The 12,713-nt window shown below is 73.1% G+C and carries 15 protein-coding genes and 1 pseudogene; 10 read left to right on the top strand and 6 right to left on the bottom strand.

Going from position 1 to position 12,713, the window contains the following annotated elements:
• Positions 1–190 precede the first annotated feature (190 nt).
• On the bottom strand, positions 191–853 hold the full coding sequence (locus tag AC2RP6_RS36975) for a hypothetical protein (RefSeq protein WP_486450189.1): 663 nt from the start codon (positions 851–853) through the stop codon (positions 191–193).
• A gap of 244 nt (positions 854–1,097) precedes the next feature.
• Between AC2RP6_RS36975 and AC2RP6_RS36970 the strand changes: the two genes are divergently transcribed.
• Together AC2RP6_RS36970 and AC2RP6_RS36965 are read left to right on the top strand one after the other, a co-directional pair.
• Positions 1,098–1,421, top strand: a complete 324-nt coding sequence (locus tag AC2RP6_RS36970) for a DUF6191 domain-containing protein (protein WP_486450188.1) — start codon at positions 1,098–1,100, stop codon at positions 1,419–1,421.
• 71 nt (positions 1,422–1,492) lie between these two features.
• Positions 1,493–1,930: a DUF3995 domain-containing protein gene (locus AC2RP6_RS36965; RefSeq protein WP_486450187.1), complete on the top strand. Its 438-nt coding sequence runs from the start codon at positions 1,493–1,495 to the stop codon at positions 1,928–1,930.
• Positions 1,931–1,984: 54 nt separating this feature from the next.
• Here AC2RP6_RS36965 and AC2RP6_RS36960 read toward each other — a convergent pair whose 3' ends face one another.
• Complete coding sequence (locus tag AC2RP6_RS36960) at positions 1,985–3,067, bottom strand: DnaJ-like cysteine-rich domain-containing protein (protein ID WP_486450186.1); 1,083 nt, start codon at positions 3,065–3,067, stop codon at positions 1,985–1,987.
• Positions 3,068–3,706: 639 nt separating this feature from the next.
• On the opposite strand from AC2RP6_RS36960, the gene AC2RP6_RS36955 reads away from it, so the two are divergent.
• The 4 genes from AC2RP6_RS36955 (at position 3,707) to AC2RP6_RS36940 (ending at position 5,832) form a co-directional block, all read left to right on the top strand.
• Positions 3,707–4,003: a hypothetical protein gene (locus AC2RP6_RS36955; RefSeq protein WP_486450185.1), complete on the top strand. Its 297-nt coding sequence runs from the start codon at positions 3,707–3,709 to the stop codon at positions 4,001–4,003.
• Between the two features lie 1,020 nt (positions 4,004–5,023).
• The gene (locus AC2RP6_RS36950; RefSeq protein ID WP_486450184.1) at positions 5,024–5,251 is read left to right on the top strand and encodes a response regulator transcription factor; all 228 of its coding nucleotides are present in this window, start codon (positions 5,024–5,026) and stop codon (positions 5,249–5,251) included.
• 79 nt (positions 5,252–5,330) lie between these two features.
• Positions 5,331–5,585 carry a DUF6400 family protein gene (locus tag AC2RP6_RS36945; RefSeq protein WP_486450183.1) on the top strand — a complete coding sequence of 85 codons (255 nt, stop codon included), beginning with the start codon at positions 5,331–5,333 and terminating at the stop codon, positions 5,583–5,585.
• Positions 5,586–5,679: 94 nt separating this feature from the next.
• Positions 5,680–5,832, top strand: coding sequence for a hypothetical protein (locus AC2RP6_RS36940; RefSeq protein WP_486450182.1), 153 nt, complete (start codon positions 5,680–5,682; stop codon positions 5,830–5,832).
• An 11-nt stretch (positions 5,833–5,843) separates the two neighbouring features.
• Here the strand turns inward: AC2RP6_RS36940 and AC2RP6_RS36935 are convergent, their stop codons facing one another.
• Complete coding sequence (locus AC2RP6_RS36935) at positions 5,844–6,479, bottom strand: MerR family transcriptional regulator (protein WP_486450181.1); 636 nt, start codon at positions 6,477–6,479, stop codon at positions 5,844–5,846.
• A 173-nt stretch (positions 6,480–6,652) separates the two neighbouring features.
• On the opposite strand from AC2RP6_RS36935, the gene AC2RP6_RS36930 reads away from it, so the two are divergent.
• Together AC2RP6_RS36930 and AC2RP6_RS36925 are read left to right on the top strand one after the other, a co-directional pair.
• Positions 6,653–8,014 carry a YhgE/Pip domain-containing protein gene (locus AC2RP6_RS36930; protein WP_486450180.1) on the top strand — a complete coding sequence of 454 codons (1,362 nt, stop codon included), beginning with the start codon at positions 6,653–6,655 and terminating at the stop codon, positions 8,012–8,014.
• 90 nt (positions 8,015–8,104) lie between these two features.
• Positions 8,105–10,267, top strand: a complete 2,163-nt coding sequence (locus tag AC2RP6_RS36925; protein ID WP_486450179.1) for a protein kinase domain-containing protein — start codon at positions 8,105–8,107, stop codon at positions 10,265–10,267.
• 51 nt (positions 10,268–10,318) lie between these two features.
• Here AC2RP6_RS36925 and AC2RP6_RS36920 read toward each other — a convergent pair whose 3' ends face one another.
• Together AC2RP6_RS36920 and AC2RP6_RS36915 are read right to left on the bottom strand one after the other, a co-directional pair.
• Entirely contained in the window at positions 10,319–10,810 is a 492-nt protein-coding gene (locus tag AC2RP6_RS36920; protein ID WP_486450178.1) for a DoxX family membrane protein, read from the bottom strand.
• A 149-nt stretch (positions 10,811–10,959) separates the two neighbouring features.
• Positions 10,960–11,268 (bottom strand): hypothetical protein, encoded by a 309-nt coding sequence (locus AC2RP6_RS36915; RefSeq protein ID WP_486450578.1) that lies wholly within the window; start codon positions 11,266–11,268, stop codon positions 10,960–10,962.
• 204 nt (positions 11,269–11,472) lie between these two features.
• Between AC2RP6_RS36915 and AC2RP6_RS36910 the strand changes: the two genes are divergently transcribed.
• Positions 11,473–11,742 carry a WhiB family transcriptional regulator gene (locus tag AC2RP6_RS36910; protein WP_486450177.1) on the top strand — a complete coding sequence of 90 codons (270 nt, stop codon included), beginning with the start codon at positions 11,473–11,475 and terminating at the stop codon, positions 11,740–11,742.
• Between the two features lie 42 nt (positions 11,743–11,784).
• Here AC2RP6_RS36910 and AC2RP6_RS36905 read toward each other — a convergent pair.
• Positions 11,785–12,093 (bottom strand): annotated as a pseudogene (locus AC2RP6_RS36905) (hypothetical protein); the annotation flags it as partial.
• On the opposite strand from AC2RP6_RS36905, the gene AC2RP6_RS36900 reads away from it, so the two are divergent.
• A complete protein-coding gene (locus AC2RP6_RS36900) occupies positions 11,977–12,681 on the top strand; it encodes a 4'-phosphopantetheinyl transferase family protein (protein ID WP_486450176.1) in 705 nt (234 codons plus the stop codon). The pseudogene AC2RP6_RS36905 and the gene AC2RP6_RS36900 sit on opposite strands and share 117 nt — an antisense overlap.
• Positions 12,682–12,713 lie beyond the last annotated feature (32 nt).

Raw genomic sequence — 12,713 nt, 5'->3', positions numbered from 1 at the left:
GTAAACCGGGAATTCTGGTCAGATGTACAGGCTTGTTGTCCTATGGTGCGGACGGGGCGGCCGACGGCCGAGTTGACACTGTCGCATGCGGAGCGGGCCGCACTCGAGGTGTGGGTGCGGCGTCGTTCCACGCCGCAGGCGTGAGCCTTGCGGTGCCGGATCATTCGGCAGTGACCAAGATGCCCTGCAGTCAGTCCTGCGGAGGCCGGCGAAGGCCCGCGCGCTCCAGGGACCTCAGCATCGCTTCCCGGTCTGCCGGTACGTACTCTTCGGCCGCGGCGGCCGCGTCCAGCAGCTCCTGGGCCTCCGACCCCGTGAGGCTGCGGGCCTCGGCTGCGGCCAGGAGGTCGTCGGCACGTCCGCGGGGCAGGCCGCGTTCCGAGGCGATCAGGTCGCCCAGCGCTTCCTCACGCACCGCGAAACGGCTCATCCCGCAGTCGAGGCCGTCGTCGTCCAGATCGGCGGGGTAGGGCGCGCGAGCCCAGGCACCGTTCTCGAACCAGTACACGCAGCCCAGTTCCCAGCCCGCCAGCATCTTCCGCAGACGCTCGAAAGGCAGCCAGTCCGGTGCCTGTGCCAGCATGTCGATCGTGGGTTCGTGCCATTTCACGGCACTGGACTCGTCCTGGCCGTACAGCAGGTAGCGGCCCTCGCCGAGCTGCTCGAACGTCCACCAGGTGCAGCCGCGGTCGTCGAGGTGCAGACCCTCCCCGTCGATCCACGTTCCACTGCGGCGGACGTCTTGCGCCTCTGCCTTCGCCGTGGCCTCCAACACGGCAACCAGAGCCCAGCGTGCCCACAGCACCTCGGCCGCCGGCAGGTCCTCCGGCCGTCCGGGCCTCTCGATCGCCATTGCGTCCCCCACTCCGCCCGGTTCGTCCAGTCCTCCTGCGGCGTCCCGTATGACCGCCGAACCGTGATCGTAGACCGCCGGCAGGCGCCGCAGCTCACAGTCCGTTTCGGGCCGCAGCGGGTGTGCCGCTGTGCGCGAGCGGTGGGAACGACATCGCCCCCCGCGCCGTTTCTTCGGGCGTCGGCTGTGTTGAGGCGAATGGGGGGCAGCTGTGGCGATGTGGGCTGCGTCGTTACCGGCGTTCGTGTGTCTGCTGGTGCCGTGCGCGCTGGTGGAGGGTACGTGGCGGTGGCTCACGGGGCTGGGTCTGCTGCCGTGGGTCCGCCGGCGTACGGGCCGGTCGTTGTCGAGCGTGGCCTTCGACGAGTTCACGGCGACGGTGAACGGCAACAAGACGGCGGAGCTGGAGCAGCGGCGGGTGGAGCTGCTGAGGCGGGACGACGAGAGTGACGGGGCGCCTCCGCGTTCCAGCATCGACCTGGCGAAGGGCACGGCGTTCATCGTGGTGCCGCAGGACCCGGACGACCCGCGCGGCGGCGGACGCGAGGCTCGGGAGGGCCAGCGGTGAAGCGCGAGCGGAAGGGCACGGACGGTCCCGCCCGGTCCACGCTGTGGGGGCGTATCGCATGCGGATGGGCGGTGGCCTTCGCAGTGCTGCACTTCTACTGGGGCCTGGGCGGTGATGTGGGGCTGAGCGTCTCCGCCGGGCCGCTGGCCAGCGAGCGTCCGCTGTGGTTCGTCGTCGCCGGACTGTGGGGCGTGGGCGGGCTCTGCGTCCTCGGCGCCGTCCTCGCCCGGTTGCTGATCCGCTCTGACCTCAAAGGAGGCCCCGCTGCGCTGGTGAGGTGGCTGGGGTGGGGCGCCGGCGTCGTCCTGCTGATGCGCGGGGTCGGCGTCGAAGTGATACTGCTGACCGGTGCTGCGCCGCTGGACGCTTCCGTGAGCGAGGGGCAGCGCTTCTGGACGCTGGCTCTCTGGAACCCCTGGTTCATAGCCGGAGGTCTGGCCTTCGGCCTCGCCGCCCTTCGCGCCGGCAGGCGCCCGGACGCGGAGCTCCCGCCCGCGTCCGGGCGTTGATCCCCCTGCTCCTCGTACAGCCTCCCCTCTGTCCGCCCGAGTCCCTTCCGACAGTCAGGCCAGGAGTCCGTTGACGAGGGTGAGGAGCACGATCACGAGGGCGGCGATTCCCGCGATCTGCCAGAGGCGCTTCGGCGAGGGACGCCCGACGACCATTGGCCGCCCGTCTGTGGGGAAGACGTAGTAGATCCTGTGCGGGTGCTCATGCACTGCCACCTTCGCGAACCGCACGTACGCGAGTTCTGTCCGGCGCGCTATCTCCTGGCCGTGTGTCCGCAGAAGCGGTTGCAGGGTTGCTCCGAAGTCCTTTTCGACGCGGGCGCGCTCAGGATCGTCGTCTGCCAGTGTCGTCGGTGTCCACGCCGCATGCTGATCGGCGAGTTTCCGCGCCCAGGAGAGTGGTCCGGACTCCGGAAGCCTGACCTCTTCGGTGCTGGGCGTTCGGGTGATGACGCCTTCCGTCCATTCGACGGTCCTGCCCGTGCCTGCGCAGTGTGTGTGGGTGACCGTGCCGTCCTGGGCGCAGTCGGGGCACGGCCTGGACCCTTCGCCCTGACAGGTGGTGCACGTGACGCGGCCGCGGCCGCGGCAGGTCACGCATGCGACACCGGGCTCGCCACACTCCATGCATCGGCCGCGGACGGTGGTATCCGCTGCGGTGTGCGCAGGGGGTGCGGCCTGTTTCCCGGCAGGTTCCAGGGCCGAGCGGCCGGCTCCGCCGCACAGCAGGCAGCACGTGGTGTCCCGGCAGCTGCGGCAGCGTTGGCGCGGCTCGCAGCGGATCGCGCCTTCGCCTTCACAGCGCCGGCAGCGGACGACGCCGTTGCCGCACTCGCACAAGCGGTCGTCGATCGACCCCCGACGTACCAGTGTCCGGCTGTACTGCTTGGCTGGATCCCGGGGAGGTGGCACGCGGTGGTCGCCGAGCGTGTCGTAGACCGGGCGTTCGGAGAGGTCGAGAGGTCCGCGGTGGAGGCGCTTCTTCTCCGAGCGGGACTCGATGCTTCGTACGATCTGCCCTTTCAGGAGCGAATGCCAGGTGATGGCGGAGGCGCCCGGCAAGGGACTTACCAGGGGTTTGCCTCGACTTTCGATGTGGCTCTGCACGGCCTTGAGGACTTCGTCGTCGCCCAGCACGTGTCTCCCAGCGTCCTGTGCACGGCCAGCGTGCGATCTTCGGCTGACGTGATCCAGCGGACCGAAGGGACAGTACCCAACTACCGGCCACGGCAACGGCTTTTCACGCGGAAGCCGACGGGACGAGCGCCGACCGAGGCTCGGGGTCCCTGGCATCGGTGCCGGGTGTGCGTGCGTGGTGCGGGGTGCGTGGCGCTGTCGCGTGCACACGGCTGCTCGACTTCGCTCACCGGGCGGGGGACCGACGGAAGCCGATGTCGGGGCCGGGTGCGATCCGGGGCCTCCCACGCGCGCCACAGCGCTGCCTTCGCTCGAAACGGGGGTGCCGCAGCCCGGCCCTCGGCCGGTCCCGGGGCGGGCTGACCAGCAAGATTCAGCTGGCCTGCGGCGCTGGGGCATCGCGCGCACCATCCCGGAGCGGTCCCTCGCAGGTTCCGGGCCGCCAGCTGGCACTCGTCCTGATCATCCGCGGGGTCGCGTTGTCCCACGCGATCACTCCGGGCGCGTGCGCACCTCCGACCGGTCGGTGTCCGTCTCGCCCGCCCGGCGCGGCACGCCGGATGCGGGGATCCCCCTGTACAGCCTGACCGCATGTTAGGGATATGTAGAAAAGATCCACTAATCAGGAGGTACGTCAGGATGCGTGCGACTCTTCTTCGTGCGGTGACCGTGCTGGGCAGCGCGGCAGTACTGGCCGCCGTCGGCGCCGGTGCGGCCTGCGCCGACGGGGTGGGCAGCTCGGGCATCGGCAACCAGGGCGTCGGGAACGCCGGTGTCTTCAACGACGGTGCGGGGAACGCCGGCGCCTTCAACAACGGCGTGGGTAACGCCGGTGTCGCCAACTGGGGCCTGGGCACCGCCGGCATCGCGAACACGGGCGTCGGCAGCCACGGCATCGGCAACTCGGGGGTCGGAACCGCCGGCATCGGCAACTGAGCCGGCGGGCGCGCGCCCGCACGACCGACTGGAGGGAGGCGCGCGGCCGACGGCCGGGCGCCTCCGTCCGCACCCGCGGGCATCGCCGCCCTGAGATGAGGGGACGGGCCGGGTCCCGTCCTGGGCCACCCGCCGCCCCGGCCCACCCCGCCGGTCCGGCGGGGCGGGGGGGTGGAGGCGGTTGCTGCCGTTGCGGCGGGATGCGCTTGCAGCCGGCGGCGAGACGTTTCCGGTCGCGGCGTCGGAACCTCTCCGTCCAGGGGGTCGACCCACCTGCCCCGGCATCGGATCGGCGCGGACCACAGGACCGCGACGGCCTGCGGCTGGTTGTGGACGCGGCGGGCCGGGGCCGCCATGGCGAGCAGGTACGGGACGCGGTCGCGCACGAGCGGTGGCCCGTGGCCCGCGGTGCGGCCGGCGCGGCGGACCGGGTGAAGACCCAGACGGCACCGGCGAAAATCCGCCACACGCCATGAACCGACATGCGCCGACAGTCCTCGCCGTGAGCTACGGGACGATCCCCGCCGGGTGGGCGCCGAGCCCCGGACGCTGCGCCTGGGCCCCGGGCCGTGGGCCCCTGCGGCACAGTCGGCCTACATCCGTCCCCAGATCGGGATCCCTGCCCTCTGCGGCCGGGACGGCCGGGCGCTGGAGGCGTCGACGCCGCTGGGGGCATGGGCCCCGCACCGTGCGAGCGGCGGCGGAGCCGCGGCCGGACCGAGCGTGCTCGCCGCAGGCCGACGCACTTGTCGTTGTCGCCCGGCGCACCCGGCCGCCCGGGCGCGGCGGCGACGGTCCGCAAGGGCGCCGGCCGGCGGTGCAGTGCCCGCTCGCGACGCCACCGGCCGGGACGCGTCAGCCCACGCCGCTGTCACACGGCTGTGACAGACGGCGGACAGGGGCGTGAAATGCGCCAGCCACGCTCTAACGAAAGGACAAAAGGGACATTCGAGCGAATGTCCCGACTGCTTCCGAGGACGCGAGCAGCGATGACCGAGCCACTCCGGCAAAGGAAATCCCATGACCGCCACACTCACCGCCCCCGCCACGGTCCCCGCAGCCGAGCTCGCCCCCCGTGAGCAGGAAGCCCTCCGTCACATCGCCGCCGGACGCACCTACCTGCAGACCGCCCGCCACATGGGCCTCTCCAAGCACACCGTCGACGCCTACCTGCGCCGCATCCGCGCCAAGCTCAACGTGAACACCACCGCCGAGATGACCCGCGTCGCCATCGCCCTCGGGCTGTGACACCGATGCGCCCGAGGGCGGCTGTGACACCCGACACCCCCTCTTGACCAGGGAAGAAAGGGTTACCTAACTTCGAGGTATGGCCCCCCACCACCCCGCCCCCGACGCACTCGTCGGATTCGACGTCGACCTCACGGCCCAGGAAGTGCTCCGGCGTGCGCACGTCATGGAAGCCCTCGGGCCCGACTGGGACCCCGTAGAGGTCCTGGAGGGCGAGGAAGCCGCCCACGACCTGCTGTACTCCGGTCTCGACGCCGAGCAGCAGCGCCTCTACGACGACCTCGTCGCCGCCGGCATCCTGCCCCCGCGCCCGGACCGCCATGCTGCCCCTTGATCCCCACGCCGACCCCGGCCGCCGGGCATGGCTCCCCTGCCCCCACTGCCCCACCCCTCCCAGTAGCCCTGCCAGCCCCGGGAGCCCCGGCGAGGTGCCGTGCCGGCACTGCGTCCAGCAGCGCACCTGCCCCACCCACTGGCAGTACCTCCTCAGCAACACCGGCACGCGTCTGCACCTCCAGTGCCCCGCCTGCACCCAGGTGTGGACCCACGAGAGCGACTTCCGCCACACCCGCCGACGCTAGCCGGACACCCCCTAAGGAGTGCCGTCCAGTGACCCGCCCTCGGCGGCGTCGCCGTCCACTGCCCGACGTCTGACCTGGTCTTCCTGGGCCATGCGGCGCAGGAGTTCGAACACGGGGGCGCTGATCGCGAGGACGACCACCGCCCGCTCCGCCAGCGATACCGGGTCGTCGATGCCGACCGCGCGTTCCAGGTCCAGGCGCGCCACCGACTCCGCCAGCCGCGCATAGGCCGCGAGCTCGCCCGGGGCGTACTGCGCGTCCAGCCTCCGCAGTTCCTTCATCGCCGCCGTGAGCCCTGTGACGTGCGGCGATGTCGCCGGAACCTGCCACTCCAGGTCTGCGACCAGCTCCGCCACCTCCGCGCCCGCGCCCTCGTCGCCCTCGGACGGCTCGTCGGGGCGCACTCCCGGTACCGGCAGGGCGTAGCTGACCGCCCCCAGGGCCGCCTCAACGCTGTGGGATTCGTCGACGGCGCCGAGTACGTCGCGGGTGGCGGCGATCGACAGGCCGCCAAGCGTGGTCAGCGCTTTGATCAGGCGCAGCCGCTGCGCGTGCTCCTCCCCGTACTCGGCCAGGGTCGCGGCCGTGGCGCGCCCGGCGGGCAGCAGACCCTGGCGCAGGAAGTACTTGATGCTGGCGACCGGCACGCCGGTCCGCCGGCTGAGCTTCCGAGATCTTCATGGCGGCTTCCCTGGTGGTCGTGCGGTCCGGTCCGGCACCTGGTGTCGGCGATTGGACACCACCACAAGATACTGCCAGTATCCAGTGGTTGGATACTCGAAGTATCCAGCGCAGCACACGCCGCCGCACCGGAGATTCGATGCCTCAGCCCACGCCGCCGCCCCCGTCCGTGCTCCGCCGACCCCAGTTGTGGATCGGCACGGGACTCATCGCCGCAGTGGTCTCGATGCTGTTCGCCCTGCTCTACGTCGGCGGCAACGTCAACCCGAAGGGCAATCTCCGCGATCTGCCCGTGGCCCTGGTCAACTCCGACCGCGGCGCCGACGCCGGGGGCGGCCGCCATGTCAACCTGGGCGAGCAGGTCGTCTCCGGGATCCAGCAGGGGTCCAAGGGCGACAAGAGCATCGACTGGCAGGTCGTGAGCCGCGCGGAGGCCGACAAGCGGCTGGGCAGGGGCAAGCTCTTCGGAGCCCTCGTCATCCCCGAGGACTTCTCCGCCACGGTGACCGGGCTCACGGCCCCGCAGCCCGCCCCCCAGGGCAAGGCCGCCCCGCCGACGCTGACCGTGCTGACCAACCAGGCCGCCGGCAGTATCGGTTCCTCCATGGCCTCGCAGGCCGCGCAGAAGGCCGCCCACGCCGCCTCCGCGCAGCTCGGCCAGGAGCTCCTGAAGCAGGCGGGGTCCCAGAAGACCCCGCTCCCGACGGCCGCCCAGCTCATGCTGGCCGACCCGGTGACCGTGACCGTGGCCGACGGCCATCCCGTCGGGCCCCGGAGCGCCATGGGCCTGAGCGCCTTCTACTACGCGCTGGTCCTGGTCGTCTGCGGCATGCTCGGCGCGAACGTCGTCAACTCCCAGGTCGACACCGCGCTCGGATACCTCCACACCGACTTCGGTCCCTTCCGCAAGCGCGAACCCGTCCAGCACACCAGCCGCGTCCGCACCCTGGCGATCGGCATGGCCCTCATGCTCGGCCTGTCCCTGGTCATGGGCACCCTGGTGGAGGTCGCGACGGTGGGCATCCTCGACATGGACGCCTCCCACCTGGGCCTGCTGTGGGTCTACTCGGTCGCCACCATCGCGGTCGTCGGCATCGGCAGCCTGGCCCTGTTCGCCGCCTTCGGCACCCCGGGCATGCTGCTGGCCACCATCGTCTTCGTCGCGATGGCCGTCCCCTCCTCCGGCGCCACCGTGCCCGTCCAGGCGCTGCCCGGCTTCTTCCGCGCCCTCGCCGAGTTCGAGCCGCTGCGCCAGATCACCGAGGGACTGCGCTCCCTGCTGTACTACGGCGCGCAGGCCGACGCGGGACTCACCCGGGCGTGGGCCTCCATGGGCGTCGCCCTCGTCGCCGCGCTGGTCTTCGGCTTCGCCGTCACCCGCCTCTACGACCGCCGGGGACTGCACCGCATCCCCCACCCCGAGACCGGGGCCGCGGGCACCGCCGAACACGCGGACGAGGACTCCGGGTCCGCGGAACCGGCCGCCGCGGCCACCGCCTGATCCGGCCCCGCGGGGGACGCGCTTGACTGGTGGACGGCCCGACAGGTAGGGAGAGGCTGTTCATTGCGCAAGGTGTGAAACGGGGGACATATGAAGCCGCTCGAATCGGGCGATCCCACTTCGCTCGGCGACGGCCGCTACCGACTGGTGGGACGGCTCGGTCAGGGTGGCATGGGAGTGGTCTACCTGGGCCGCTCCCAGTCCGGCCGCGCGGTCGCCGTCAAGGTCGTACGCCCCGAACTGAGCACCGAGCCCGGATTCAAGCGCAGGTTCGCCGACGAGGTCGCGGCGGCGCGCAGGGTCGGCGGCTTCCACACCGCGCCGGTGGTCGACGCCGACCCGGACGGGGATCCCGCCTGGCTGGTGACGGCGTTCGTGCCCGGGCCCACCCTGCAGTCGGTCCTCGCGCGCGTCGGATCGCTGCCCCTGGACACGCTGACCGTCCTGGCGGCCGGCCTGGCCGAGGCCCTCGAAGCGATCCACCGGGCGGGGGTCATCCACCGCGATCTGAAGCCCGCGAACATCATCGTCGCCGAGGACGGCCCGCGCGTCATCGACTTCGGCATCGCACGCGCCCTGGACGGGACGTCCCTGACGCAGACCGGCCTGCAGGTCGGTACGCCGGGTTTCCTGGCACCCGAACAGCTCACCGGCGGCGGTGCGGTCACCCCCGCGGTCGACATGTTCGCGCTGGGCGTGGTGCTCACCCAGGCGGCGGGCGGCACCCCCTTCGGCGACGGCCCGTCCGCGGCCCGGCACTACAAGGTGGTCTACGAGGAGCCGGACCTGACGGCGGTGCCCGGTGAACTCCGCGACGCCATCGGCGCGTGCCTGGCCAAGGACCCGGCGGCGCGGCCCACGCCGGCCGCTTTCCTCGCCACCCTCACCGTCCGGCACCCGGACGGCGACTCCTGGCTGCCCGACGCGGCGACGCAGCTCCTGCCACCGCCGGAACCGACCGTGCGTGCCACCACACCGGACGGCGCGCCGCGCAGCTCCCCCGGGACCACGCCCGACAGCCCGCCCGAGGGCGTACCCGCCGGGCCCTCCGAGCGCGCGCCGGACCTTCCGGCGGCGGCCCCGTCGGGCACCCCGGGGGCCTCTCCGGCGGCCGATGCGGCTGCGCCGGGCGCCGCGGAGCCGCGTACGGAACACGCGCGCACGGTGACGGGAGCCGCGGCGAAGCCCTCCCCCGTACCGGCGCACGGTGGGCCGCGGACGGTGGCGGCGGCTCCCGGGACGGAGAACTCCGCCGCGCGGCGGGCCCGACGTCGCCGCGCGGGGGTGGCTGCGGCGCTCGTGACGACCCTGGCAGCCGCCGGCCTGTTCGTGTGGCAGCCCTGGCACGACTCCGGCCAGGACAACGCCAAGGGCGGCGCCGTCACGCCGACCGAGTCCGCGGCCGACCCCTCCCCGGCCGCGTTCCCGACCGAACCGCTGCTGGTCCGGCAGGACACCGCCCCGGGATGGCCCGGTACGTGCCACGGCGTCATCGCCCGCCGGGACGCCTCGGCGGAGAAGGCCGTGCAGCTCGTCGCGGGGGGCGCGGGCGCCTGCGACACCCTGCCCCAGTGGTCCCCCGACCGCCGGTCGTTCGCGTTCACGCGCAGCACGCCCGAGGGCGCGGCCGTGTGGACCGCCAACGCCGACGGATCCAACGCGCGCCGGATCACCTCCATCGCCGGCGGCAGGGTCTCCTGGTCGCCCGACGGCCGCCGGCTCGCCGTGCTCCGCATGAAGGACGGCGTGCAGCAGCTGTTCGCGGTCACGGTCGCCGACGGCTCGGTCCGGCAGCTCACGTCGGGCAAGGGCCAGGTCGAGGACCCGGCGTGGGCGCCGGACGGCCGGAGCATCGCGGTCTGTCTGCAGACGGAGCCGGAGAACTGGCAGATCCACCTGGTCGACCCCGACGCCCCCGACCAGGCCCCCCGGCAGGTGACGCGGCTGCCGCACCCGGCGCTCGACCCGGTGTGGTCACCCGACGGCGCCACCTTCGCGTACACGGCCGGCGTCTACGGCACGGGGACCCAGGGCGACATCCGCCTCGTCGACGCCGACGGCAGTGACGACCGCGAACTGGTCGCCACCAGCGAGCACGAGATGGACCCCACCTGGTCCGTGGACGGCACCTGGGTGGCGTACGTCCGGGGCCCGTACGAGAAGCCCAGGGTCTGGGCCGTGCGCACGGACCAGACGGGCGAGCAGGAACTCACCGCCGGCGGCTCCGCCGAGGGCCACCCGGCCTGGCGCTGAGAGCGGGATTCGGGCCCCGGTGGGGCGGGTGCCCCACCGGGACGCGGGGGTTCACCGCCGCAGCGCGGCTGTGGTCCGGACCCGGAGGGCGTCGACCGGGGGCCGGCGGAGCGCGTGCCGGGACCGGTAGGCGAGCGAGGGCTTGCCGTGGGTGTCCGCGGCCGCGATCAGGAGGCCTCCCAGGGCGGAGAGGTCGGTGAGGAAGTGGGCGCGCTGCCGGGCGCGTTCCTCGGGGTCCTCCTCCGTCCAGTAGGCGTGCAGCGTGAGGGAGGTCGGCACCAGCGTGGCGGCGAGTGTGAGCGCGGCGAGGCGCGGTGCGCGCCCCGTCGCGAGCAGCAGGCCCGCTGTGGCCCGGATCGCGCCGGTGGCGCGCACCAGTTGCTGCGGGTCCACGGCGAGCGCCGGGATGCGGTCGCCCAGGGCCCGTACGACGGGCCGGGCGGCATGTGTCGAGCCGGTCTCGGGGCGGCGCAGGGTACGCAGGCCTCCGGTCACGAACGGGGCGGCGAGCAGGGGGCGGGCGAGTTTTCGTAGGACGGCCATGTCGCGCTGATGCCCGGAGCCCGTCGGTCCATCCGGGCCGGGAACCGTCTTTGGCGACGGGCGACGGACGACGGACGACGGGCGACGGGCGACGGGCGACGCGCACCGGACGGGACGGGGAGCCGACGGGCCAGTGAGCCGAGGGGGCGTCAGGCCTCGCCGTCGATGCCGGTGACCGCGGGCGGCCCCAGCGGGGCGTCCTCCTCCGGGAGGCCCAGTTCCTCCAGGGTGGCCGCCAGCAGGCGGACGGCGTCGCCCTCGGCCGCCGCCCGGTCGGGGGCGTCGACTTCGAGCCGGACGGAGAAGGTGCCGCCCTCGTGGACCGTGAGCAGTTCGACGTCCTCCGTCTCGCTCAGGTCGGTGTGGTGCGAAGCCAGCCTCTTCGTCAGCTCCGAGCGTGTCGCGTCGTCGATGTCACGCAGGAACGTGCCGGGCACGGTGATGACGTAGGTGGTCACTGCTGCCTCCTGTCGGTCGGCCGGGTTGAGTTGTGTGGATGCCCCGGTATCGGATTTCGAATCCCCGTGGCGCGCCGGGTCAGCCTGCCGGGTGTGGCGCCGGACGGCGGTGAACGGCGGCCGCGGCACTGCATGGAGCCGCCGGGACCGGCCAGGAGAGTACGTAGCGATACGTACGGAATCGAACCGGATGGAGGAACGACGATGAACTGGCGCCACGAGGCGGCCTGCCGGTGGGAAGACCCCGACCTCTTCTTCCCCGTGGGCTCCGGCGGCCCGGCACTCCTTCAGGTCGAGGAGGCCAAGGCCGTGTGCCACCGTTGCCCGGTCAGGGAGACCTGCCTCCAGTGGGCCCTCGACGCGGGCCAGGAGTTCGGTGTGTGCGGCGGTCTGAGCGAGGAGGAACGCCGCCGGACGACCCGGCGGCGCAAGGCCCGGGACCGGGCCGCCCGGTCCCGCCCGACCTCGCCCTGACCCGGCGGGGTGCGACAGCACGTGGCGTACGCGCACGCCCTCCTTGCCGGACGCGGCGAACTCCGGCCGGTAGGCGGCGACCGGCGCGTCCGGATCGAGATCCCCCGGTCGGCTGCGCTGCCCGCCGTCGCCGCGTACGGCCCGGGGTTGCCGGCGCCGACCCGGTCGGTGTCCGCCGACCCCATCGGGCTGCCGGGGCCCGCGCCCCGACTCGTCTCGACTACCCTCAAACACGTGATCGAGCACGTGAACCAACTCGGACCCACCGCGCCCGTGGCCGGCCCCGCGCCCACCCCCGCCGCCCCGGTGGTGTGGGCCCTCAACACGACCCTCGACGTCGTCGGCGGCCATCCCGTCACCGCCGCGAGTTCCGTCCTCGACGCGGAGGAACGCGACCGCGCCGCCCGCTTCCGCACCCCGGGCCTGACCCACCGGTACGTCGCCTCGCACCTCGCCCTGCGCACCCTCCTCGGCGTCTACCTCGACCGGCCGGCCCACACCGTCCGTCTCACCCGTGAGGACTGCCCCTGCTGCGGCGCCCCCCACGGCCGCCCCAACGTCCCGGGAAACCCCGTCCACTTCTCCCTCTCCCACAGCGGCGACCAGGCCTACATCGCCCTCGCGACCGCCCCCGTCGGCGTCGACATCGAGGAGCACCCCACCGCACGGACCCTCACCGACGTCCTGCACCTCCTGCATCCCACCGAGACGCAGGAGCTGACCGCTCTGCCCGACGCCGAACGCCTCACCGCTCTCGCGCGCTGCTGGGCCCGCAAGGAGGCCTGCCTCAAGGCCGCCGGTACAGGTCTGGCCAACGGCCTCGCCGACCCGTACGTCGGCACCCTCCCCCGCCCGGCCGCCCCGCCCGGCCACGACCTCTGCGACCTTGCCGCCCCGCCCGGCTACCAGGCCGCCCTCGCCGTCGTCACCACCCCCTGACACCGAACGCCGAACACCGACGAGCCGTGCCC

It is taken from the genome of Streptomyces sp. WAC03905 (assembly GCF_057371075.1).
Note: the sequence above shows the minus strand (reverse complement) of the source record. Positions and strands in the feature narration are given on the sequence as shown.